At 33.1% G+C, this 25,652-nt stretch carries 23 protein-coding genes; 6 read left to right on the plus strand and 17 right to left on the minus strand.

Annotated features, from left to right (window positions below; translation table 11 throughout):
• Nucleotides 1–122: 122 nt before the first annotated feature.
• From ACYSNM_RS07130 to ACYSNM_RS07160, 7 genes are all read right to left on the minus strand, one after another.
• On the minus strand, nt 123–377 hold the full coding sequence (locus tag ACYSNM_RS07130) for a hypothetical protein (RefSeq protein WP_461756257.1): 255 nt from the start codon (nt 375–377) through the stop codon (nt 123–125).
• Nucleotides 352–504 carry a hypothetical protein gene (locus tag ACYSNM_RS07135; RefSeq protein ID WP_461756258.1) on the minus strand — a complete coding sequence of 51 codons (153 nt, stop codon included), beginning with the start codon at nt 502–504 and terminating at the stop codon, nt 352–354. The genes ACYSNM_RS07130 and ACYSNM_RS07135 overlap by 26 nt, the downstream gene beginning before the upstream one ends.
• 299 nt (nt 505–803) lie before the next feature.
• Nucleotides 804–1,469: an AAA family ATPase gene (locus tag ACYSNM_RS07140; protein ID WP_461753177.1), complete on the minus strand. Its 666-nt coding sequence runs from the start codon at nt 1,467–1,469 to the stop codon at nt 804–806.
• Nucleotides 1,470–1,471: 2 nt separating this feature from the next.
• The gene (locus tag ACYSNM_RS07145; RefSeq protein ID WP_461753178.1) at nt 1,472–2,404 is read right to left on the minus strand and encodes an AAA family ATPase; all 933 of its coding nucleotides are present in this window, start codon (nt 2,402–2,404) and stop codon (nt 1,472–1,474) included.
• The gene (locus ACYSNM_RS07150) at nt 2,401–4,533 is read right to left on the minus strand and encodes a hypothetical protein (protein WP_461756259.1); all 2,133 of its coding nucleotides are present in this window, start codon (nt 4,531–4,533) and stop codon (nt 2,401–2,403) included. Before ACYSNM_RS07150 ends, ACYSNM_RS07145 begins: the two co-directional genes overlap by 4 nt.
• Nucleotides 4,534–4,744: 211 nt before the next feature.
• A complete protein-coding gene (locus ACYSNM_RS07155) occupies nt 4,745–5,119 on the minus strand; it encodes a hypothetical protein (protein ID WP_461756260.1) in 375 nt (124 codons plus the stop codon).
• Between the two features lie 141 nt (nt 5,120–5,260).
• Entirely contained in the window at nt 5,261–5,437 is a 177-nt protein-coding gene (locus tag ACYSNM_RS07160) for a hypothetical protein (protein WP_461756261.1), read from the minus strand.
• A gap of 120 nt (nt 5,438–5,557) precedes the next feature.
• On the opposite strand from ACYSNM_RS07160, the gene ACYSNM_RS07165 reads away from it, so the two are divergent.
• Complete coding sequence (locus ACYSNM_RS07165; RefSeq protein WP_461756262.1) at nt 5,558–6,268, plus strand: S24 family peptidase; 711 nt, start codon at nt 5,558–5,560, stop codon at nt 6,266–6,268.
• A gap of 745 nt (nt 6,269–7,013) precedes the next feature.
• On the opposite strand, the gene ACYSNM_RS07170 is transcribed toward ACYSNM_RS07165, so the two are convergent.
• On the minus strand, nt 7,014–8,084 hold the full coding sequence (locus tag ACYSNM_RS07170) for an NAD(P)-dependent alcohol dehydrogenase (protein WP_461756263.1): 1,071 nt from the start codon (nt 8,082–8,084) through the stop codon (nt 7,014–7,016).
• 230 nt (nt 8,085–8,314) lie between these two features.
• Between ACYSNM_RS07170 and ACYSNM_RS07175 the strand changes: the two genes are divergently transcribed.
• Complete coding sequence (locus ACYSNM_RS07175; protein ID WP_461756264.1) at nt 8,315–8,776, plus strand: GNAT family N-acetyltransferase; 462 nt, start codon at nt 8,315–8,317, stop codon at nt 8,774–8,776.
• Nucleotides 8,777–8,843: 67 nt separating this feature from the next.
• Here ACYSNM_RS07175 and ACYSNM_RS07180 read toward each other — a convergent pair whose 3' ends face one another.
• Both ACYSNM_RS07180 and ACYSNM_RS07185 read right to left on the minus strand, forming a co-directional pair.
• A complete protein-coding gene (locus ACYSNM_RS07180; protein ID WP_461756265.1) occupies nt 8,844–10,088 on the minus strand; it encodes an MFS transporter in 1,245 nt (414 codons plus the stop codon).
• 117 nt (nt 10,089–10,205) lie between these two features.
• The gene (locus ACYSNM_RS07185; RefSeq protein ID WP_461756266.1) at nt 10,206–11,378 is read right to left on the minus strand and encodes an FAD-dependent monooxygenase; all 1,173 of its coding nucleotides are present in this window, start codon (nt 11,376–11,378) and stop codon (nt 10,206–10,208) included.
• Nucleotides 11,379–11,689: 311 nt separating this feature from the next.
• Between ACYSNM_RS07185 and ACYSNM_RS07190 the strand changes: the two genes are divergently transcribed.
• From ACYSNM_RS07190 to ACYSNM_RS07200, 3 genes are all read left to right on the plus strand, one after another.
• Nucleotides 11,690–12,934, plus strand: coding sequence for a peptidase U32 family protein (locus ACYSNM_RS07190; RefSeq protein ID WP_461756267.1), 1,245 nt, complete (start codon nt 11,690–11,692; stop codon nt 12,932–12,934).
• Nucleotides 12,931–13,161: a ferredoxin gene (locus ACYSNM_RS07195; protein WP_461756268.1), complete on the plus strand. Its 231-nt coding sequence runs from the start codon at nt 12,931–12,933 to the stop codon at nt 13,159–13,161. The genes ACYSNM_RS07190 and ACYSNM_RS07195 overlap by 4 nt, the downstream gene beginning before the upstream one ends.
• Nucleotides 13,162–13,294: 133 nt before the next feature.
• Nucleotides 13,295–13,786, plus strand: coding sequence for a 3'-5' exonuclease (locus tag ACYSNM_RS07200; RefSeq protein ID WP_461756269.1), 492 nt, complete (start codon nt 13,295–13,297; stop codon nt 13,784–13,786).
• Nucleotides 13,787–14,044: 258 nt separating this feature from the next.
• On the opposite strand, the gene ACYSNM_RS07205 is transcribed toward ACYSNM_RS07200, so the two are convergent.
• Entirely contained in the window at nt 14,045–15,304 is a 1,260-nt protein-coding gene (locus ACYSNM_RS07205; protein ID WP_461756270.1) for an NAD(P)/FAD-dependent oxidoreductase, read from the minus strand.
• 393 nt (nt 15,305–15,697) lie between these two features.
• On the opposite strand from ACYSNM_RS07205, the gene ACYSNM_RS07210 reads away from it, so the two are divergent.
• Nucleotides 15,698–17,095, plus strand: a complete 1,398-nt coding sequence (locus ACYSNM_RS07210) for a LuxR C-terminal-related transcriptional regulator (RefSeq protein WP_461756271.1) — start codon at nt 15,698–15,700, stop codon at nt 17,093–17,095.
• Nucleotides 17,096–17,144: 49 nt separating this feature from the next.
• Here the strand turns inward: ACYSNM_RS07210 and ACYSNM_RS07215 are convergent, their stop codons facing one another.
• From ACYSNM_RS07215 to ACYSNM_RS07240, 6 genes are all read right to left on the minus strand, one after another.
• Nucleotides 17,145–19,055 carry an OmpA family protein gene (locus ACYSNM_RS07215; RefSeq protein WP_461756272.1) on the minus strand — a complete coding sequence of 637 codons (1,911 nt, stop codon included), beginning with the start codon at nt 19,053–19,055 and terminating at the stop codon, nt 17,145–17,147.
• A 12-nt stretch (nt 19,056–19,067) separates the two neighbouring features.
• A complete protein-coding gene (locus ACYSNM_RS07220; RefSeq protein ID WP_461756277.1) occupies nt 19,068–19,973 on the minus strand; it encodes a PorP/SprF family type IX secretion system membrane protein in 906 nt (301 codons plus the stop codon).
• Between the two features lie 42 nt (nt 19,974–20,015).
• On the minus strand, nt 20,016–21,338 hold the full coding sequence (locus ACYSNM_RS07225) for a gliding motility-associated C-terminal domain-containing protein (protein ID WP_461756273.1): 1,323 nt from the start codon (nt 21,336–21,338) through the stop codon (nt 20,016–20,018).
• A gap of 8 nt (nt 21,339–21,346) precedes the next feature.
• Complete coding sequence (locus ACYSNM_RS07230; protein WP_461756274.1) at nt 21,347–23,878, minus strand: hypothetical protein; 2,532 nt, start codon at nt 23,876–23,878, stop codon at nt 21,347–21,349.
• A gap of 3 nt (nt 23,879–23,881) precedes the next feature.
• Nucleotides 23,882–24,403: a hypothetical protein gene (locus tag ACYSNM_RS07235; RefSeq protein WP_461756275.1), complete on the minus strand. Its 522-nt coding sequence runs from the start codon at nt 24,401–24,403 to the stop codon at nt 23,882–23,884.
• A 16-nt stretch (nt 24,404–24,419) separates the two neighbouring features.
• The coding region (locus tag ACYSNM_RS07240) for a hypothetical protein (protein WP_461756276.1) at nt 24,420–25,652 on the minus strand (1,233 nt) is incomplete at its 5' end.

Genomic DNA, 25,652 nt, shown 5'->3' on the forward strand with positions numbered 1-25,652 from the left:
CGTAGAAATATTATTCTATTTTTGAAATAGACTATGAAAATATTCTTTGCAAAGTTGTGCAGTCTTGTTGCCAAAAATGCTGCACTCTTAATTGCCAAAAATGCTGCAGATCTATTTGCCGTTTACACATATAAGCTTGCAGGTATTTTGGCATCTTCTATGAGATAGTAAAGGACCCTATCTTGCCCATACATACAATAAGGAGGTCTCCATTGGTGTGTGATCACAAACTCCATTGCTTCTTTAACTTTATGAGATAGATACTGGCTTCTATTCAAAATAAACTTATGGCAGTTTATACGATCACTGATCTCTAGGAATGGAACTAGAGAATCTAGATGTAATACTCTTTTAACTACGTTTTTCTCTACTGTCATATTCTTTTAGTATAGTTTCTAATTCGTTTTTATCTTTTAATATTATTTGATAATCATGGTGGTCTTGATTGTTAACAAGCCACTTTTTTAAGGATTCTACTTTTAAACTAATTTGCATAATTGTCATAAGGAGTACATTTATTAGTTATAGTTTTAAATAATGCTGAAGGGTAGTTATTGAATAACTTATCTATTATCATTAAGTAATAGTTGAAAATGAATTTTGGCTTTTGATTGATATATGAATCAACTTCATTTTTAAACTGAGTTTCAAGCAGGTTTAAATGGTGTTTAAAATAGTTTTGTAGCGATTTGTTTTGAAGTCTTTGCTGTAAATCTAAATTTGACTTTGATTTATTAGACACCCATTTTATATAAAAATCAACTCTTAGCTGATTATACTCTTCAGTAGACATATCTAGTATCTTATGTATCTTCATCATCGTTCATTTTTGAGTTAGTTACTCCGTGTAAATCTTCATATCCTTTTTGCCAAACAATATACTGGGTTGATAGAGGGCCATACTTTCTGCCCTTATTTGTTGCTACATATCCACTTACCACAACCTTTTGAGTAGCATCAAAATTTATTGAATGTTCAAATTCAGTTCTTGGTTGCATACCTTTTCCATGTCCGATGACAACAAACAGTTTGTCTGCATATTTTCTAGTGAACTGAAGGTATTCTTCATAAGAAGAAAACAAATACATCGCTGAGTCAATAAATATTATCTGTGCTGATCCTCGTTTACTAAGTCGTCTATCAAGTTCCGTTAAATTGTCTTCTACTATAGCGATATTAGAAGCAACATCTTGCATTTGAAATGTCTTAACCCTTGATTGTAGGTTTTCATCATCTAACCCTTCTTCTTTTGAAACAAGCAATGTTTTTTCAGTTCTAGCAAACTCTTTTAAGAGTTGCATCACAAATGAGGATTTACCTGAACCTGATGGACCATATATAAACCACCTACCTTTTCTTTGAGGATGTCCAAACACATCATAAAATCTACCTGTGAATTTTATTCTTTCAATTTTGGTGGATATAATATTTGATATAGTAGATGCACGTTTCAATTTCTTATCAGACATTTCTATATCATTTTTGGCATTCCTAGTATTTTTCTTACAAAGTCCTCAGTAAGTTCCTCTCCAGTTCTGTCTGCTTCTTTCATTGCAGGAACTAATACATCATGTAGTTCTCCATAGTTATCACAGTTCTGTTTTAAGAAATTAATCAGAGCTCGATCTTTAATGTTTTGAAGAAAAATAGAGAAGGTCCTATCAATGTTCGGCAGTTCTCTAATTCCAAACTTCACTCTACGATAAAACTGAGGTATACCAGATCTGTTCTTTTTTCGAAGCTTATCAAGATTATCTAATAGCTGATTTGTACCAATTAAGGTTATACCGCAGATTCCATTCAAAGCATCATATAACTCCTTCATACTACATAATGCTGGTTGCTTCATATACTCAGACTCATCAAATATTAGGTGAGGCTTAAGTCCTTCTAATCGTAATTGTTTTAACTTCTTGGCAATCTCTCCAATCTTTTTACTTTTTGTCTTTGGAGTCGCAATTTTTAAAGTGTCAATAATCTTATCTAGCAAATCTCCAATAGTATCTAGAGAACCAACAACTATTTTGAATGTATCTATCGGGTTAGCTTTTAAGAATAGATTTGATATATAAGTCTTACCTGAACCTGTCTCACCGATAACTATATTGGTGCTGCCATTTTCTTTTGCGTCCTCTAAAGTTGCAAGCATTCTATATAATTGTGGAGTTTCTCGCATATCCCAATATTGCTTACTTAACTTAAATCCAATAAACTCAGCAATTATTAAGTACCATTTCTCTTTAATTTCAGATTTACCAACTGTAGTTTCACCATTTCGAATACTAGAGATGTAGCTTTCATTTACACCTGATCGCTTAACTATTTCATTAGCACTGATCTCATGTTTCTCTATATAGTTATTAAGCGCTTCACTAATTCTGTTTTTCTGCTCTATTGTAATCATATGTTTGCGTATTTATTTAGGTTTACCTTATTTTTTAAATATTCATCTTGCTCACTTTTCCATTCTACATCTATAATCTTCTTTTCTACCTTGTCTTGTTTAGATGTAAGTTTCTTTGCAGCATTTTCAATTCTTTCAGCTGATTTCTGATCCTTATGTTGGCCATTTGAATCTGAGATCATTAACTTTCTTAAAGTGTCTAATTGTGGGTTTGAATCGAAAAAATCATCAAGAATTTGTGATCTATCCGTATTTCTCTGTAACACCTGGTTGTTTAGGTTTTTATTAAAGTCAAATACTTTTTGTCTCTCATTAACATCTTGTTGTTCTTGATCATACAATGCCATTGGTTGAATGTATTTTTCTTCAAGAACAAACTCAAGTTTTCCAATCTCTTCAACTAACTTTCCATTGGAGCTTTTAGCATTGGAAACTAAGATTTTGGAAGTATCATCTTCATCATAAAACACCATCCAATCCTCATGCATATGTTGTCTAAAACTTAAATCAAAAGTATCGTATGCTAACTCTCTTCCATTAATAGTAGGAGTTAACCCATCTCCTCTAAGCTTATTTGTATATCCTGTTGTTTGACCATAAGTTCTTAGATATTGATTGATTGTCATCTCGATTTTTGCAGTACTATCTAATTCCTTAAAACTATCAACGTATTGTGTGAGCTTCTCCGACCTATCTAATTCTATTGCATTAATCAGCTGCGCTCTACATCCTTGTTCATCAGGAAACTGATGTCTAATCTTATTTAAGTAATCAGAGTTAACTTGATTTTCTTTATTAGCTGTAACGTTATGTCCTGACCAGTTAGCAACTAACTTTGCTTGGAAATACTTCTCATTAAACTTGTCAAAAAACTGCTCAATTGGTTTAGCTTTTGAGTTTTTGACTTTAGCTGGAGTGAAGTATCTAGCAGTTGATTCATATGTAGGTCTTAAATTGGCTATTTGATAATTATCTGTTTGTAACTGATATGGCTTGTATTTGTTGCCAAATAATTCTTCTGTATGATTAATAGCATTTTTCAAAGCTGAGCGTATCAAAGAAGGACTTTCACTTGGTCCAATTGCATAACCTATGATGTAATCATTATAAGGATCTAATACCATTACAACTGTTAACCTATTATGGTAAGTAGTCACTGAATTACCTGAACTATTTATAGTTGTCTTTTGATACAAGAGCTCTGCATCCCAACCATCCATTGTCCAGAATAACATACTAGCACTTGGTTTACTTCTTTTAACCTGCATGTGCTTTTGATGCATTAATTCAGTTATCCCTCTTTTACCTGTAAAAACATACATGTCAACATCCTTACGTATTTTTGCTACAACTCCAGCACCAATAGTCTTATATGATTTACTTACTGCTATAATGTTATATATATCTACAATTTGCTCATTATTAAGATTCTGATGCTTACTTAATAGCTCCTCTATTATTGCATATTGTTCAGGAGTCACAACTGAAGCGGCATTTCTTAATCCATATTTACCTGATATGATGGATTGATATCCTTCTTTGACGTATCTGTTAACCTTATGCCTTAAGCTATCTTTTTTCGTAGGTAAATCGTGTTTTACGCCTTGAAATGCATTAACATCATTACTTAATGATTGCCATATATCAAACTGACCTGTAATACCTAATGATCTAGCATATATCTTTCTTTTAGATCTAACCTCAAGTATTGCATTTAAAACACTTGCATTATAAGTATATAATTCAATCACATCTGGTTCTAGTTTGCGATTACCATCTTCTCCATACCTGTGACTTGCAAAAAAATCAAATGCAGCACGATCACTTATATAATGTTTAGCAAAAAAAGACTCTTTAACTTCTTCTTTTGGTTTACCGAAGGTAACGGTCAATTGATCTCTCCATTCCTGGTTTAGTGAGTCAAACTCTACTAATGCATCAAATCCAAATGAAGCTCTTCTTAATTGACGCTCAGACTGTGTATCTGATTTCATTCTTTGATTTAATGCCTTGTATGATATTAGCTTTAAAGAACTCTCATGATAATCCCTATCATGAATTAAGAACTTTATTTTTACACCTAATTTTTTATTGTGATATTCAAATGGTGTTTCTTTTGTTATTGCCATAATATATCTGTTTTTGCTCCTGCTCACGGCTCGAACGTGAGTGCCTGCCTGCCAGGATAATCACTATATTTGAGGTTCCTAATCTTAATTTATAGTGATATGTATTTTCTTAATTCAAAAGTGTTTCGGTGGAATCATATATTATTCACGGAACACTCTCTACTAGTTAGCGATACATCCAATGATGTTTTTTACAATAGAGTTAATCAGGTTAAAACTTTTCATTCAGAGGTGGTTCTTGTGGAATTAACAGCATCCTACCGTTCTCACTATTTTTATCTACCTCTATACTGGAGTGAGAATGAAAGCATACAGGTGGATTTAATGAAAAATCTAAAGGATAATTATACTGCACAACCCCTGGAGGTAATATCCTTGGTTCCAAATACTTTGGAAGTCCTTCAAATGAACTTGTCAGAAAATGAACTAAAAATCTATCAAGCGTATAAAGCGTTTTTAAGTAATCAAATTCTTTAACCTTATCTCTATCGATAAGTGTTTTAGTGCAATTAGCTATTTGTTTACTTAAAACACTTTCACCATTTTCATTTTGTATGTCTACAGACATTACTAAAAAATATTGCATAACTGTTCTATTTTAGAATTGATAAAAGCTTTCTTCTAATAACCACGCCACATAGCGTGGTTACTTTTTCTATACCTGTTAGATTAATATCTTGATCTACGTGGTAAATTGTTTTCGTTGTTAATACCATAGCTATTGTATTTAGATTTCAATTTTTGACGCTTCTTCTAGTAGTAGTTCTTTAGCCATCTTGCGAATGTCCATGGCTAGAGGAGAGTTGTTGAAATAGCATAATGAAGTATGTACTGTTTGAACGGTGGTTTTTAAATCAGATGCTATTTTCTTTTTAAACGTTGCAGGCAATTCAATTTTGTTCATATCTTTATATCCTTAATTATTATTTATAATTATAAATAGATAATAGTATCTATTCTTATTTGTTTCAATTGTCTGTTGCAAATATATGCGATAATTATAGTAATAAACAAATAAATTGCGATGATTTTAGTAACCACCAAAGAAAGGATTATGCAGTACCTTGATTACAAGGGTATTAGTGTAGCTAATTTTTTAAAAGAAACAGATATAAAGAGAGGGTTTTTAGATGCAGATAAGTTAAAATCATCTGTATCGGACATACATATAACGAAGATTATCGCGAAGTATACCGATTTGGATATCACTTGGCTTCTTACTGGAAATGGTTCTATGTTACAAAATAAGACCTCAATGTTAGAAGCTTCTCCTGTAACAGGAAATAGGAAAACAAAGGATGCTGTTATAGAGTTACAGCGAATACCAGTCTTTAACCTTGAAGCTACAATGGGGTTAATTCCTATTATTGATAATGTAACAGATGATGAGAAGATTATAGATTACATATCGTTAGGTATGTTACCTAGTTGTGATGGTGCTATTTCAGCTACAGGTGATAGTATGTATCCACTTTTAAAAGCTGGAGATCTCGTTGCTTACAAATCTGTTGCTGTAGATAGAAATAGTATATTTTTTGGCGAAATGTATCTATTAGCTATTCGAATAGATGAAACAACTACCATGAAGACAATCAAGTTTATTCATCCTAGTGATCTAGGTGAAGATTATATTAAGATAGTTTCCCACAACCAACATCATGCGCCTAAAGATGTTCATCTAAATCAAATAGTCGCAATTGGACTTGTTAGAGCTTCTATTAGATTACATAATTAGTTAAAGTGCTTTAACTCAATTTATTAGGGCTTATTATTCGTTATACTTAGTGAATTATAGGGGTAGTTAATAGCGTTTTATAGTTAGTTATCAATTAAAAAGTGATTATATAGGGGCTGTTTGAGAGTGTTTTTTTACATTAGAGAGGTGACCCATGAGGTGACCCATGAGGTGACCCAATATTATTATTTTAGTAAAATCAAATATTTTAATTTACTCTTTAAACACTTTTAAGAACCTACTTAAAGAGTGTTTAATGATAACATATAATTACAATAAAAGGCCGCTAAACACTTGATTTAACGGCCTTTTATGCAGTATTTGAAGTTATGTACTATTAGTAACTATATAAGGAAGTACTTCGATTAATATTATTCATCTAAATGGAACTTATTTAGACATTAAAGACTATTAATGGACATTTCATTTTTTATCCATTTCGACCTTTTTTTATCGTAACCCATTGATTTTATTGAGTTTTCGACCTTTTTTATAATACTATACTTTGGTTATTTCATTATAGGGGGGATAAAAATAAGTAGAAAAAACAAAATAGTTTGTTCAAGACTATATTTTGATTTAAAAAGTCTATAGATAGCATAGATAATTAAACCAATTAGTATAAGACTAAATAATTGCCAAAGAAAAAGAGGAATGTCTAAAGAAAGACTAGTTTGTATCCCAAGAATACTGGGTAAATAATAATCCATAATGTATAATGTAATCTTTTTTGTCAAATAAGTAATTACTCTTTTATTGATTTTTGATTTAAAGAAGCCATATCAATCACATATCTATATTTTACTTTACCTTGTAATAGATTTTCAAAAGCTTCATTGATCTGATCAATATTGATGAGTTCAACATCCGCATGAATTTGATGTTCAGCACAAAAATCAAGCATTTCCTGGGTCTGCTTAATTCCACCTAATAAAGATCCTGAAAAGTTAATACGCTGCATTATTAAACTAAATGCTGCTACTTCTAAAGGTTTCTCTGGTGCTCCTACAAGGGTTAATTTACCATCCCTTTTTAAAAGGTTTAAGTAACTATTAATATTATGTTGAGCAGAAACACAGTCTAATATAAAATCTAAACTACGTGCATTTTGCTTCATTTGATCCCTATCTGTTGACAATACTACTTTATCAGCACCTAAGCGCATAGCATCCTCTACTTTAGAAGCTGAGGTAGTGATTACCACTACATAAGCGCCCATTGCTTTTGCTAATTTTACAGCCATATGTCCTAAACCTCCAATACCTACGATTCCTACTTTAGACATAGGCCCTACATTGGCATGTCTTAAAGGAGAATAGGTAGTAATACCTGCGCAAAGTAAAGGGGCAGCAGCCTTTAAATCTAAACTCTTTGGTATGTGTAAAACAAAATCTTGATCCACTACAATACTTTGTGCATAACCTCCAAAGGTAGGTTGATTTAACTGCGTATCTAGACTATCATATGTTTGGGTATGCCCTACTTCACAATATTGCTCTAAATCATCTTTACAACTTTCACATTCTCTACAGCTATCCACAATACAGCCAACTCCTACTATATCCCCAATAGAGAATTTATCCACTTGATTACCAACTTGAACTACCTTACCGATAATCTCATGTCCTGGTACATTTGGATACATAGTTGGTCCCCATTCAGACCTAGCGGTATGCAAATCAGAATGACAAACTCCACAATATAAAATTTCTATTTCTACATCTTTATCCCCTACTAAACGGCGTGTGATGTTCATTAATTCTAAATCTTGCTTTGCACTATGGGTACCATAGGCTTTTACTGTTTTTGTATTCATATAAATCCTAATACTTTATAAATTAAAGCTTTATTGAAAATAACTTTCTTTGGCCATTCTTCCAAGGCCCAAGATACTTAAAAGACTAAAGTTCGTCAAGTTTATTACAAGATAACTTTAACTTTTTATTAAAAAAACTAGATAATAAACCAATAAAAAAAACTGCTAAAACCATTGTATCTTACAGAAAAAGATACCTTTGTAGTTAGTTTATAATAAAATAGAGAACAATGAAAGTTAGAGCCTATACTTTTAAAGATGCACAAGCTACTCTATCTCTTTTTCTAGATACTGTTCAATCAATTAATGCTAGAGATTATTCGGATTGCCAAATTAAAGTATGGGCAAATCCCAATAAAGATTTAAGTCAATGGAACTTATCTCTTTTAAAAAACCATAGTTTTGTTGCCCAAATTAACAGTGAAATAGTAGGTTTTATAGATATTTCTGTAAGTGGCTACCTAGATCGCCTCTTTGTTCATAAAGACTACCAAGGACAAGGTATTGCTAGTGCATTATATCAAAAAGTAATAGAAACAATTAAGTATAAGAAAATAACTACCCATAGTTCAATTAGCGCTAAACCCTTTTTTTTAAGTAAAGGATTTACTGTTATTAAAGAGCAACAAGTAGAACTACAAGGGGTTTACCTTACTAATTTTGTAATGGAAAAGCTTTTTTCACAAGTTTAACTCACTTGGTAAAAAGACATATAATTCCAGATAATAAAGTAACCTCCCTTTATTTGTATCACAAAGCCTAACTTTGTTGCTTATCAGAATCCATAGTAACCCATACAATAATACCAGAAATTAAAGTTAGAAGACCTGCTATGTGCACTGCCCACATTAAGCCAAAAAGACCTCCTACTACTCCTGCCATTAATGCCCCTACTGCATATCCCATATCTCTATAAAAACGATAGACTCCTAAGGAGGAAGCTCGCCAATTAGGCAGAGCATTATCCCCTATACCTGCAAGTAAAGCTGGGTAGACCATAGCTGTTCCCAATCCTAAAAAAACAGATCCCCATAACCCAGCATGTAAGGGTTCGAGAATTTCTATACCAATGATGATATGACCAACTACTTGTACAAACATTCCTGTAACGATAAGAGGTTTTCTCCCCCATCTATCTGAAATTGGACCTGTTATAATTTGTCCTACACCCCAAACAATAGGATATATAGCTTTAATCCAACCTACACCCTCTAAACCTACGCCCATAGATAAAAACAACAAAGGAAAAACTCCCCAAGACATTCCATCATTTAGGTTATTAATTAATCCAGCTTGAGAAATACTAAATAGATTTTTATTTTTATAAGAGGTCTGTTTAAAAACCCACCATAAGTTAGGCTTTTCTTCTGCTTCATTTGAACTAACACCTTGATTTTTAGATTCTAAAACAGCATATGCTTTAGTGTCTTTAATTAAAAAAATAGACAAAGCTGTTCCTGCTATAGTATAAAATATTCCCAAGTAAAAAGGAGCAGGACGCAATCCATAAGAAGAAGCTATATACCCAGTTAATAAGGCAGTTAAACCCACAGCTCCATATCCTGCGGCTTCGTTTAATCCCATCGCTAATCCCCTATTTTTACTACCTACAAGATCTATTTTCATATTGACAGTCATAGACCAAGCGAGTCCTTGACTAATACCAAGTAAGATATTAGAAAAAATAATCCAATTCCAACTTGGTCCATAAGCTAGTAAAAAAGGAACAGGTAGGCCAACTAGCCATCCTAAAATAAGTACTCGTTTTCTAGTATATCTATCGGCTAATGCTCCAGAGAAAAGGTTAGTAACCGCCTTAACTAGACCAAAGGCAATTATAAAAGAAAATATTATAACGTCGGATTGTATATGGAAGCTTTCCGTAGCCACTAAAGGAACTACAGTTCTTTCTAGACCAACCATACCCCCTATCATTATATTTACCACTATTAATAGAGTAAACTGTTTCCAATTTCGCTTTAGACCTAATGCAATTTTTTCCATCAAAAATATATAACATTTTTAGCTAACTAATCCTTACACTATAGCTATAATGGGACTCGAGCAATTTTAAAGGCTGCAAAATTAACCAATATTCTAGGAAATACGACTAACCAAAGGCTAAAGTTTATTTATTTCCTCTTTATATCTATGGATATCAAAAAGCCAATTCATTTGCTTATTAGCCAAATATTCTGGCAATAATTGAAATGCTGCATTTCGCATATTTCCCCAGAAAACAGATTCCAGCTGAGCTACTTTTCCTAGATTCCAACTCTGTTTAACAACTTTATGGGCTTTTGCTCTCCTTAGGTTAGGGTATTTTTCTAAGGCCATTAAAAGGTCATACTTTTGTAAGAGCAAAGAAATAACATAAGCATCTTCAATACCTTGACAAGCACCTTGCCCTAGATTCGGAGTAGTTGCATGAGCGGCATCACCTATTAAACACACTCCACCTTTTACCCAATTATTTATAGGTTCTAAATCGTAAATGTTATCCTCAAAAATATTCTCAGAGGGTGTTTTTTGTATCAATTCTCTTACCATATCTGGACATGCCTTTAAATAACTAGACAAAGTAGCTGAGTCTTTTTTAAGATTCTCATTGATTAAGAAATACCAATACACCTGATTGTCATTAATTTTTACAAATCCAAAACGCTTACCACTACCCCAAGCTTCTAAAGAAGTATTGTCTAACTCATTGGGCAAATTAAAATCAACTACACCTCTATAACAAACCTGCTTTGCGTCCCTAATTTTACTATTGGGATATACAAAATCTCTCACCTTTGATCGCAAACCATCGGCTCCAATTACAATCGAATGAGTAAAATTACTACCATCTAGCATAATTAGAGTGTAGGCTTGGGGATTTTCTTGTTTTACACAAGCAAGTCGTTTGTCTAATAGGATATTTTCTATACCTATTTCTTCTACTAAAATGCGATGTAGTTCCCTTCTATGAATAGCAATATTTAAAGCTTTGTATTTGTTTTCAAATGATAGTAAATCATTGGTTGAAAGTCTATTTAAGTTAAAGTCACTTAATTCGACTTGAAGCATTCTAACTCCACTCTGCTTTAGTTTTTCACTAATTCCAAAATAATTGAAAATTTGCATAGCATTAGCTGCTAAAGCAATACCAGCACCTACAGGTTTTAGCTTCTTGGCAGATTCGTATATTACAAAGTCAATATTTTGTTTTTTCAGGGCTAAAGCCATAGTTAATCCAGCAATACCTGCTCCGATGATGGCTACTTTTGTATTGTTTTGAGTGGTTGGGTTCATTTAAAATACCTTTGGCAATAAATATACCTCCGTTTGGAACTATAGCCAAGAAAAAACAAAGTAAATTCCTTGTTAACCAAAAAAAGTGGGTCATCAACCAAATGTAATTGCAATAATAAACTCTCTACTAAAGGACTCAGTAGTAAAAAGTATATACTCTTAAATATTACTTTAAAGGGCTTTTACCTAGGAATAATTACTCTAATTTTGAAATAACTATAGTCTAGCTAGACTGTATTTTAGAACCCTAAATACTTTCGATAACGATATAAAGTTTTGCTTTTGGCAAAGCTAGTTCAAATATAATACCAATGATACAATACAATAAAGTGGAATTAATGGCCCCAGCTGGTAATTTTGAATCCCTACAAGCTGCTCTAGACAATGGAGCGGACTCAATCTATTTTGGGGTAGATCAATTAAATATGAGAGCAAGAGCGAGTATTAATTTCACTATGGAAGATTTACCAGAGATTGTAAAACGTTGTAAGGCAAAAAATGTACATAGTTACCTTACACTAAATACCATTGTCTATGACCATGACTTATCTGTGGTAAGAAATTTATTGCAAAAAGCTAAGAAGGCCAATATTAGTGCTGTAATTGCCAGTGATCAAGCCGTTATAGTTTTGGCAAAAGAACTAGGTCTTGCTGTACATATTTCCACTCAGTTAAATATAACCAATATTGAGACTATAAAATTCTATAGTTTATTTGCCGATACTATTGTACTCTCAAGAGAATTAAGCCTTAGACAAATAAAGCATATCACCCAAAGCATACAAAAACAGCAAATTAAAGGACCTAGTGGTCAATTGATTCAAATAGAAATATTCGCTCATGGAGCCTTATGTATGGCTGTTTCTGGTAAATGTTATTTAAGCCTGCATTCGCATAACTCTTCAGCAAACCGAGGAGCATGTAAACAAAATTGTAGAAAGAAATATACCGTAATAGATCAAGAAAGTGGATTCGAAATAGAAATAGACAATGAGTATATGATGTCCCCTAAAGACTTATGTACTATTGAGTTTTTGGATCAAATTATACAAAGTGGTGTTCAGATATTAAAAATAGAAGGTCGAGGCCGCTCGCCAGAGTATGTAGCCAAAGTTATTCAAACCTATAAACAAGCTTTACAAAGCATAGAACAAGGAACCTATACCAAAGAAAAGATCACACAATGGCTTACTGAACTATCTAAAGTATACAATAGAGGTTTTTGGTCCGGTTATTATCTAGGACAAAAACTTGGCCAATGGAGTGATAACCCAGGAAGTAATGCCACTCAGAAAAAAGTATATATCGCAAAAGTTTTACACTATTATACTAAAGCTAGTATTATGGAATTCAAGATAGAAGCCTATGACATTAGAAAAGGAGATACTCTTTTAATTACAGGGCCAACAACTGGAGCTAAAGAAATCCTACTAGAAGAGCTATTTGTAGATGGAGTCCCTTCCGATACTGGTATAAGGGGGCAAAACTGTACTGTTGTGGTTCCTTTTAGAGTAAGATTATCAGATAAAGTTTATAAAATAGTACAAGAAAAATGATCATAATCACTTTACAAAGAGACAAATGTATTGGATGTAATTATTGTGTAGAACTTGCCCCAGAAATTTTTCAAATGTCGAAAAAAGATGGGAAAACAGTATTGTTAAATGCCATGGATAACAAAGGTTTCCATACACTTAAATCCAACGACTATAGCTTTTTAGATAACGCCTTACAGGCCCAAAGTGTATGCCCTGTCAAAATAATACAACTCAAAGAAGTATAAACATCTGATTTACTTCAATAGAAATAGCAGAAATGCATTTAAATAAAAAACTTCCCAGGTAAATACCTAGGAAGTTTTGGATTATTATCTTTGTAAAATACCTTTTAGGTAACCTTTACAAATTATATATACTATGGATTCATTTGTTGCGATAGATTTTGAGACAGCCAACCAACACAGAACTAGCGTGTGTAGTGTAGGAATAGTTGTGGTAATCAATAAAGTTATCACCAAGGAGTTTTACGCCTTAATTAAACCTACTCCTAATTTTTATAGTTATTGGAATACCAAAGTCCATGGCTTAACCCAAGAGGATACCATAAATGCTTTAAACTTCCCAGAAGTATGGCAACAAATTACTCCTTTTATACAAGGTCTACCTTTTGTAGCACACAATAGTGCTTTTGATAAAAGCTGCTTAAATGCTTCTCTACAGGCTTATGGCCTATCCCCAGTAGAAAATCCTTTTTTTTGCACGTACCGCTCGGCTAAAAAAGCTCTACCGAATCTAATAAATCACAAACTTAATACAGTAAGTTCTTATTTTGGTTTTAGTTCCCTAAACCATCACCACGCTTTGAGTGATGCGCAAGCATGTGCTCATATTGCCCTTCAGCTTTTATAAGAACAACTTCTATAATAATATAAAGTATAGCAAAGTCCAGACAGCAATTAGTCCTAAAAATACTAAAATATTATTTTTATGGTTTTTAAGGTTCTTCTTTACTAGAGAGACATAAAGGATAAAAACAAAAAAAGCTAATACTAATCCGATAGATACGTATGCGTACATCATAAGTTATAAAATAAAAGTTAGATTCAATTTCTATTACTAAAGATAGCGCAACCTTTTTTAAAAACGTTACTAATCTTTTAAAAACAACTACACTTGCTCTCCTTTAAGCAATTTATTCCAATACAGATAAGGAAGCATATACTTTTTTAGTGCCCATAAACGCCAATGTTCCTTTGAGCTATCTTTAATAAACATTTGCTTTAATTTAGGATCAGGGGTAAATTCATTTTTGTAATTAAATTCAGCTAAAACCATCTTACCATATCCTGTTACTAAAGGACATGAGGAATAACCTTGGTATTGTGTATTTTTAGCCTCCTTATTATCAAGCATACTCAAGATATTGTCTACCACTACAGGAACTTGCTTGCGAATTGCTGCCCCTGTTTTAGCTGTAGGCAATCCTGCCACATCACCTAAACCAAAAATGTTAGCATAACGAAGATGTTGTAGAGAATGTAAATCTACCTCTAGCCAACCAGCGGAGTTAACTAAATCAGATTTTTTGATAAACTCTGGTGCGCTTTGAGGCGGTGCTAAATGTAAAAAATCAAAATCTACACTAAAAACCCCATCTTCTATCTTACTGCTTACCCTAGTATCATCCGAAATTACAACGCATTGATTCGATGAGTCGTTAATTTTAAAATATGCCCTTTTTGCAACTGAGTCAATCTTAATTGGATTATGAAAAGGCATAAATTCAATGCCATATCTTTGAATTACCTGCATTAAAGTAGCAGCAATAGGTTTAACACCAAAGATTACACTACCTGGCATTGGAAATAAAACCTTGGTCTTTTTGTCAATATTTTTCTTTTTAAAATAATCACAAGCCAAATACATGATCTTTTGGGGAGCACCTCCACATTTAATAGGCGTGTTTGGTTGGGTAAATACTGCGGTTCCTCCTTCAAATTTTTGTAAAAGTTCCCAAGTGTATTCTGGATCTATATAATTACTACAAACTACACCTTGATCAATTGCCTCTTTAAGTCCTTCAATTAAAGACAAATCATTTACTAAACCAGGACATACCACTAGATAATCATAGGTGTATATATCTTTTGCATCAGTGATTACAGTATTTTTTTCTCCTATAATCTCTTGAGCCATTTGTGGAATCCAAGTAACTCCCTTAGGTATTAAATCTTTAGTTAGTCTAATTGTTTTTTCTTTGCTGTAGCTACCAGCTCCAACCAAAGTCCAAGCAGGTTGATAATAATGTTTTTGTGAACTATCGATAATAGCAATCTGTAAGTTTTTATCACGTTTCATTAATTGAGCCGCGGTCATTATTCCTGCAGTACCTGCCCCGATAATTAAAATTTGAAAGTGCTTTTCCATAAATAGCTAGTTTAGGTTAGGTTAAAAATCTAATATATTAATAATATATTTAAACTCTTCAACAAAATTCAAAATCCAAAACAAGAAATGCATCTACAAAACGATTGTTTTATGCCTAAAAATGTTTAAATTTTAAAAATACACTAAACTTAATTTAAAAACCTATAATCCTTACCTAGGGCATTATGTTAAAGCATTGTTATTTATGCAATAGCAATACCTTCCTTATTCCTATCCCGGAGAATTTTAAGACATTACAAAAATTAACTTCAACAAAAACCAACCCCTTTCACACAAAATACATAAATAGCTAAACACCAGTACATTTAACACAACAAATTCTTATTGAATTGGGATATTTAGTACATTTATGGTTACCTAACTAACACTACAATGATTCTCCCTACCTCACAAAAATCCTTGCGGTTTTTGGCACTTTTATTGTGCCTTATAATCAGCACTTTATCTATAGCTAGAGTTCCTATAAAACAACAAGAGTATATAGAATCTTTAAACTATCGACCTTTATTTGATTCCAAGACGTTACAAATCGCTACTGATTCCTTAAACAATAATTGGATCAAAGGTCAAATGGATGAAGATATTTTGTTCTCTCCCCTTATTTTCCAAATCCCTAATTCACATATATTTAGTTATGATTTTTATGCTTACAATGTCAACAAACTTCATCTTATTCCTCAGAACTTAGATAGTAGAGGAGAATTTGTTAAGAGTCGTTTCGCCCATCATTATCTGGTGACCGATAATACTACCTATTATCTAAACCTTAAGCAATATCCACTAAAAAATTTAAATATTATAGCCCAAGAAAGAAGCCAATTTACAAGCCATGAGGCAAAACAGCTTTTATATATTGGAAATTATTATGGACTTGCTACTCTTACGATTTTTATTAATTTTATTTTTTATTTTATATTTAGAGATAACCGCTTCCTAAGTTATTGCGCTCTACAAATTGTTATTTTCATCTCCTTATTCTATGAAGATGGAATGTTTTACTATATCTCTGATGCTACTTGGGAGATGCCATATTTACAAGCATGGAATCTACCATTAATCTCCTTGTGTATCTGTATATTTACACTGCACTTCTTAGATTTCAAGCACTTTTTTATACAATACCGTACATTATTTATTACTTTATTTGTCCTAATATTCACTCTTTCATTAGTCTTCACTTTTTATTCAGAGCCTTTTTTATTGGATACCATAGCTTTATTGAGCTTTATACCGCCTTTATTTTGTCTCATTTTAACAGCATCTCAGATAAATAAGAATGTATACGCAAAATTTCTTTTCCTTACCTTTTCCACTTTACTATTAGTGGCTATGGGTTATTTATTACACCTAACTTTAGAGGGAGATATATTCTCTTTTTTCACTATCAATAGTGTTAGATTAGTTTGTACTTTTGGTATTTTAATCATTACATCCACCATTATTTACAAGGTTAAAGAAATTCAAAACCAAAACAATGATTATAGAAGAGAGATTGAAAATCATTTAGTTAGATTAGATAAATCCTCTAACTACTCCAAGCGTAGTAAAGAGTTTTCTCCTTTAGATGCCTTACGCATAAAACACAATCTAACACAAAGAGAAACAGAAGTTCTAACCTGTATGTGGGAAGGTATGAGTAATACCCAAATTTCTCAAAAGCTATTCATTTCTGTAAATACTGTAAAGTATCACGTGAATAACTTATACAATAAACTAGAAATCAAGAATAGAACACAAGCGATTTTCCTAAAAAAAACATTAAGTAAATAGAAAGAGCGATCCCAACAATCGCTCTTTCAGTAATCAAAAAAATAGGTATTTATTGCTCTAAAAGTTCAAACTCACTTCGTCTATTTAAGGCATGTTGCTCCAAAGAACAAGGAACACCATCTTTACATTTATTTACCAATTCTTGTTCTCCTTTCCATTTTGTGGAAATTCTATCTGAGTCCACTCCACTATTTATTAGCCATTGTGCGGTTTGCTGGGCTCTTTTTTTGGAAAGCTCCATATTATAGTTTTGCGACCCTCTACTGTCGGTATGTGAGGTTATTACTACTTTACTTTGAGGATAGGATTCCAACACATCATGTATTTCACTTAAACTCTTCTTGGATTGTTCGGTTATCTTCACCTGATCAAAATCAAAATAAATAGGTTCTATACTAGGTGGCTGCCAAAGGGGTTGTGTTTCTATAGAGGCTAGGAAAACATCAACATTCTCTTTGGGATTATTCGAAGACAAGTTCACAGAAATAGTCTTAGGTGAATAGCCATCGGCTTGTATACTAACGGTGTAGTTTTGATCACATCCTAGTAAATCTGTATAATAATCCCCATTTTGATCACTAACTAATTCTTGAAACAAACTATTATCAGATAGGTAAAACTTCAGAGATCCTTTTGCTATATTTTCTAAAGTTTTTTCATCTTTTATAGTTCCAGATAGTTGGGTCAAACAAATTTTAAAACTATAAATATTATCATTTTGGTAATCATTAGTAGGTCTATTAGAACTTAAAAAGCCAACTCCTTTAGCTTGGGAAAAATAGGCGAAATCATCAAATGAACTATTGTACATACTACCTAAGTTCTGTACATTTCCCCATTGACTATCCTTCACTAATGTCGAACTAAAGATATCTAATCCACCAAATCCCCTATGGGTGTCAGAGCTAAAATATAATTGTTCGCTACTTATAAATGGATAAGTTTCTCTACCTGGAGTATTAATAATTGGTCCCAGGTTCTCCACTTCTCCAACTGGTGTAAAATCTTGTAAATTAACTTTGTAAATATCAGATTCTCCATATCCACCAGGTCTATCTGAGGTAAAGTAAAGTACTTTACCATCGATAGATACACTCGGATGGGCTGTATTAAAATTATCTGAATTAATCGATAACTCTAATACTCGTCCCCACGTTCCATCCGGAAGTTTTGTAGCTCTAAATATTTTTAATAGAGAACTACTTTTTTTGTTGAATTTTTTTCGACCTCTTAAATTATTGTTGTTTGCGGTAAAAAACATAGTATTACCGTCGGCAGAAAAACTACTTGAGGAATAATTAACTTCTTTAGAACCTCCCTCAAATTCTAAAGGTTTAGCCATAGTTGATCCCTGATTATTTAATTCAAATAAACTTGTATAAGGTTCATTGGTCCATGGATCTATTTTTTTTGATTGATCTTCATCATTCCTAGAAGAAGTAAAAACAATTTTATTTTGTGTTGCAACTGCTGCATAATCAGCAAATTTTCCATTTACTAGCAGGAGTTGTAATTCCACTTTTTGCTTTGATGTAGCATCACTTAACTCTTCTTGTACAAAATTTCCATTGGTAGAAGATGCTAAACTCTCTTGCCAAATTGCTAATATTTGCTCTGCTTTTTGATTTTCTCCTACTGCTTTAAGACTTTGACCGTATCGAAAGAAATGATCTGGACTTATAGTAGAATTATCCTGCATTTGAAAATATTTATCATACCAAACAAAGGCCTGATCCAACTTTGCATTAAAATAATAAGCATCCCCCAAATTCATATACACCTGAGCATTAGCCTTATCCTTTTCAATTATGCGTAAATAGTTAGCAATCGCTTTACTATATGCATAGCCTTCCACTTCCTTGTTTGCTATTTTCTGCTGCCTAATCTGAGCATGACTAATTCCTACAGTACCGAGGCTTAAAAGAATGGCCATACCAATATTTATAAATTTATGTCTCATGATAATGCCCTTTTAGAAGAACCTCGCTGATCTAGTTCGCTTAGTTGAGTTAAACAAATCGAAACGCATGAAAATCTCGTGTGACCCATTATTATAATGTGCAAGCTTAGTAGTATCTGTATCATAACTATAGCCGATAAATATAGTGTTGTCCACTTGAAAGCCAGCTAAAAAGCTAACTGCCGCATCCCATCTATAAGCTACACCCAAAGTGAATTTATCTTTAAACATTGTATTTAAAGAAACATCTACTTGTAAAGGCGCGCCTTCTACCGCTTTTAAAAGTGTAGCTGGCTTTAATTTCCAAGTCTGATTAAAATCAAACACATATCCTCCTGTCAAATAATAATGAGCTCTTTCTTTTAGAGTTTTAATATGATTTGCATCATAAATAGTATTAGATACAAGAGCTGGAATAGAAAATCCCACATAAGCATTTTCAGAGTAAAGAAACACCCCTGCCCCAATATTTGGAGAAAATTTGTTGTTTACATTGTTTTGAGTCACTGGGTCACTGGGATTAAAGATGTGTAATTTGTCATAGTTAACATCTAAAATATTTCCAGATCCCTTTACTCCGAAAGCTAGCTTATAGTTCCAACTTAAATTTATGGTATAGGAAAGGTCTATTGCAAAAGTGTTGCTATTCATAGCTCCTACTTTGTCATTTTGAAAATGAACACCTAATCCCAGGCCACTTTGAGCTATTGGAGAAGTTATCGAAGCATTTACGCTTTTTGGAGCACCTTCAAGACCAACCCATTGGGTTCTATATTGGCCATAAATTCCTAAGTTATCTACACTTCCTGCATAAGCAGGGTTTATTTTTGCATGGTTATACATGTATTGAGTATATTGAGGATCTTGCTGCGCAAAGCCATTACTTAGCGTTATTATCCCTAAAAAAACGCTAAGCATCCATGCCCTGAAATTTATTATTTTCTTCATTTTCTTGTTTTTTTAGTTGGTTTCTAACTGTAAGTAACCTGATTTTTTAATCATCCTTGCTCCATTTGCATCCTTAAACTCATAAGTAACAATATAGTAGTAAGTCCCAGTTGGAAGTTTTTCATTTTTGGCAATAGTTGCTCTTCCATCTGAATACCCTCTAAAAACATTAACTGATCCATCTCCTTGAGGGTCATAATTAGTGGTTTCAAATACCTTTACCCCCCAACGGTTAAAAATATGTACAGAGTTATTAGGGAATCTTTGGATATTCTCAATTAAGAAGTAATCGTTTATATTGTCCTCATTACTACTTACTAAATTGTAAATCACTACATCGCCATCTAGTATCCAATCCGTTTTGACCTTAGCTAGAGTAAAAAAACCATACCCTTTTACACTTACAGGTGTAGTAACTTGTCTATTAGCTATATCTACAATTCCTCCCTCATCTACCCAAAGGTTTTGCTTACTATCCCATCTCACTATATGTAGATCTTTCTCAGGATCGTCCAATAAGTTTTTTGGAGTAGTTCTAGAATCCCATGTTAATGTCAAAATGATATCAGTTGCAGAATTGGTTGCCTTTTCAATAATCCAATATTCTTTAGTATTAAGCTCTTCGATTACCCCTGAATACGGACTTCTCGCATGGAAAAAGTTCGAATCGTCAAAGACATATCTACCTAAATAAGCATCTTTATCCTCTTTAGCAGAGGTGATTATCGCTGGACGATACATGTTTTTATTACCTTTAGGAAAGGTAAAATCTGTTTTACCAATCTTCTCCACATAACCATCCACATGGCTTATATCACTAGCTTGTTCCCAAGAAGAGTCCTTTAAAAAACTTACCATCCCTCTAGAAACTTTCGTGATAGGATTTTGGGTAGAATCTACCTTTAAAATACCTTGCTTAAATTCTGCTTTCCCATGAATATCAATATTATTCTTAATGTCGAAAGCCATGTTTGATTGACTATTATCAAAAATAATATCGTGAAAACTACTTATGGCATCTCCAGAGATAACTTGAGCACCCTGCTCTTGATTCCAGCGGGTAAAGTAGGTTTTCCCTGTTTTTTTATTTACAGAACTTTCGTAAAATCCATCATTATTAAAATCTCTATAGAACATTATAGTTCCATCGGAGATTACCTGAGCAGTAGGTAGATTTGAAAAATCATATGCTACACTTACCAAGGAGTTAGACTCCATGCTCATTTTACCAGCATTCACCAATTTTGGTCCAGCATTATTTTGACCAAATCCAATAATGGGTAACCCAGTAAAAATGAGTGCCAGTATCCAATTTATCTTTGCACTAGTTTTCATATTATAGACTATTTGTAAGCCTTACTTGGCAAGGCTGGGTTACTAATAGTAGAACAATCATCTACCACTATCTTCATTGGCTCAGAGTAAACACTACAACCATTTGAATTAGAAACTCTTACTCTAACTAAAACTCCATTAATCACTTGGCTTGCATGTGAAACTTTTAAATTATTAGAAGCTGGTTGCAAGCTGGAATTAAATGAATTAGCTTGTAACACAATCCAAGTAGTAGGATCTTGCGCTAAGGCATATTCCCATACCACCGTATCGGTTGTAGTTATTGTATATAAACCATCAGAGTTCTCACAAAACTGCCAATCTGGCTCGAGTGTTTGCTCGCTAGGTAATCCTTTTATTGTAATGGTAAAAGATATCTTTTCTCCATAACAACCAGTACGGCCTTCTGCCACATAGTAGGTATAGACTCCCTCATCTGTAGGATGTGGTATTTGACTTAGTGGAGTAGAATCCGTTTCATTTTCAAAATAGAAAAGAGTCAATCCATGCTGAAGTCCAACCTGGGAAACCTTATTTTCTAAAGTATAGTTATCCCCAAAACACACATTGATATTCTGTACTGTTGGCGTGGTGTTTATCTGACTAGAAACAGCTTTAAATTGCGTGAAACATCTAAAATTCGACCAAGGATAAAGTGCGTAATAAACGATTCCCTGTTCAGAGGCTATAAAATCTCCTTCTTCTAAAACCGGTTCAGCATTAGGAATACTCAAATCGATAGAATAAAACTTTGTACCTGTAGGGTAATATTCCACTACTGTTTGACGCGGTACTACATTAGAAGAATCATCGCATGCCACAGAAAATACTTTAGCTCCACTTTGCCCAATTGTTGAACAATTAGCTAAAAAGTCGGGATCTAAATTTATATTAAGATCCATATTATCGTACTCTGCCTCAAAGCAATTAGATTCAGAATATCCTTTGACAAAACGACTATCCAATTGCCCATTAGAGTTAGCACCAACACCTTTAACTCTTCCGTTAATACCAGCTGTTAAAACACAGTTATTATAAGAGCTAGTAAGTATTTCACAATTATCTGTAGCCCTTAGAGTATAAGTCAATTTACCTAAGATTGCATCTTTATCAGCATTGGATAAATCCTTATCAAATTTCCACGTGATTATACCACCAGATAGAATTGTAGAGTCACTTCCTTGTGGATGATTCCATGATACTAACCCTTTTACATCCAAACTAGGATCGACAGAGGCAGAAACAAAATGCATATTTGGCGGTATTATAACCTCTACTTCTCCATCTTTAATCTTTTCATTCCCTTTGTTCTTTATTGTTAGTTCAAAAGAGACCTCATCACCCGGATCTACTAGAGATCCTGAAGACATACCAGGAGTAATAATACTATTGAACGCTTCAACTTCTGGCACAAATGCATCTACACCAAAGATTACAGTACTGATTACATATGTATCCCCAGTAGTACCATATTGGAATTTAGTACTTTGCTGATTATTAGCAATAAATCTATTATTACTGTTATCTAACTTAAAAGTAAATACATCTACCCCGTAGTTATTACTATTATTATGTACACGAGTATTCGGTGCGATATCAATAGTGGAGTTAAAAAAATTATTATCCGTATCCGCCCCATGGCTTAATCTTTCATAGGAATTACCTGCATTTAATTTCATTTTAAGAAAGTCATTTACGATATCCGCATCGCCTTCCCCTGCAATAACTCCCATTTTTACATTAATAGCCCCATTTTGCGCCGCTCTAAATCCATTAATAGTTAATTCTCTAGTTTTAGCAGATGCATCAGCCCCATTTATAAAACTAAACCCATCAAAAACAGTAATGTCCTTCCAACTAAGTTTCGGATTCTCATAAATCACTACCATTCCCCATCCGCCAAAATAACCAGTAGAAGATCCATTCCCTTTTGTAGTAGCAATATTCGCAACACTATAAGTCCCCCAGGCATTATCTCCTAAAGCAATTACTTTATCTGTAATATCTACATAACAGGTGTATATGTCTCTTTGCAAATCACTACCTATATTACTAACCTCTGCGTTATATTCTACATAGCTAGATTGACCTGGTAATTTTACTTTTATCTTTTTCTTTTGTAACCCATTTTTAAGTTTTGTTGCATCAGAAGGATCATTGTCTCCTCTACCAGTCCAGTACAATCCAACATAAACAATCTCAGTACAAGTTAAATCAAGACCAATAGGCTTTACCAAAGTAGACGAAGAAGAGTTAATGATATCAGAACCATCACCAGATAATTTATAAAAAGTCATGTTGTCATTGTTACCATTTCCTTTTTTTCTATTATTTGGATTCTTGTTATCGTACAAATTAGAGTTACCAATCATCGTGAAGTCTCCCCTAAGATTATAAATTCCAACATCTGTATATGGTTCAGGCGCCTTTAAGGACTTCCTTAAAGTAAATGTCTCTTGACCCAAGATTGAAAAAGTACATACTAAAAAAAGCAATATACTCAGATGTACTCTTAGCCTATCTATATATATTTTTTTCATAGCCTACGTGTTTTCAGGTTCCAATTGACTTAGGAGATATATTTTCTTTGAATCTTCACCCCTTTGATTTTTTCTGTCTTTAAAGTTAACTTCAGCTTTATCCAATTGATCTCTACTAATAGAGGTAAGTACTATATACTGTAGATTAGGTAATAAAGAAAACTTTAAATCCATATTTAGCATTGTATTAATATTTTGTGTTTCTGATAAATCAATGCAAACAACTTTAATATTATTCATCGACTCTTTAAATTCTGGAACATTTTTCACTACTTCTAAAGGAAAGAGCCCATTCATAAATAATAGATCTATTGTTTCTTGTCCAGCCTTAATGTAAGGATACACATAGCCATTCGAATACACGCTCATGGAGGATTCATAGCCATAAACCTTACTCTGTAACTCTTCTAATTCTTGTTCAGAGATCATTTTAGCTAACTCATTCCAAGTTGTAACAGATATATTTTGAGCGCTAGCCCCTACACACATCAAGCATAAGGCTAGCAAATAGATTAAATTTTTCATACGTCAACTTTTTTAGTTAGCGAATACTAAAAACAATATTCATAAATGTTCCAACACTAACATTTGCAGTAGCTGAAACTTCATAAGTTAATATCCCTGTATCAGAAACATCAACACTAACAAAAACACTAGGATCTGCATAGGTTACAAAGTAGTTTAACTCGTCTGCTTCAAAGGTTGGTAATTCTGCATTTGGGTCACTTTGAGTTACTGGACCTTCAAACTGGGCGTTGAATATTTCATAAAGTTTAATTTCACCCTTTCTAGTAGTATTATTAAATGTAACTCCAGTTGGTAAATTCGCACTAGCACTTGTTGGAACAAAAACAGAAGGCATATAAAAGAAACTAGGTAAGGCACTCTTCACATTTACTTTATAAATAGTTTCATTTGCATCTGTAGTACTAACTTCTTTACTAACAGTGGTATTTAAACCATTTACTATAGAAACTTTTGGTACAGCATTCGGAGCCTTTGGTACCCATTTTCCTTGATCAGAATCATAGGTAAGTACTTGTTTATCTGTTGGAGTACCTTCTAAAACCTCTATTCCTTGAATAGCAACTACAGTATTATCACTTAATGCTCCAGTAACATCACCTGTTAATAATTCTTGTGATGGATCAACTGAAACTGTATAAGTATGCAGTTTTCCATCAGCACTAGCAGCATATGCTACATCTACACCAGTACCTTCCACAACTTTAGTTACAATCTGGCCATTTTGAATATCGGTATCACCAATAGAAGCGTTAACCAAGTATTCGGTATTTTTACCGTTAACTGTGGTTCCAACAGTTACATTAGTTCCTGCTTTAACTGAACTAGTTTTTTGACCACTTTGGATATCTGTATCAGAAATTGAAGCATTAACCAAATATTCGGTATCTTTACCGTTAACTGTGGTTCCAACAGTTACGTTAGTTCCTGCTTTAACTGAACTAGTTTTTTGACCACTTTGGATATCTGTATCAGAAATTGAAGCATTAACCAAGTATTCGGTATCTTTACCGTTAACTGTGGTTCCAACAGTTATGTTAGTTCCTGCTTTAACTGAACTAGTTTTTTGACCACTTTGGATATCTGTATCAGAAATTGAAGCATTAACCAAGTATTCGGTATCTTTACCGTTAACTGTGGTTCCAACAGTTACGTTAGTTCCTGCTTTAACTGAACTAGTTTTTTGACCACTTTGGATATCTGTATCAGAAATTGAAGCATTAACCAAGTATTCGGTATCTTTACCGTT

Source organism: Myroides sp. LJL116 (assembly GCF_054871685.1).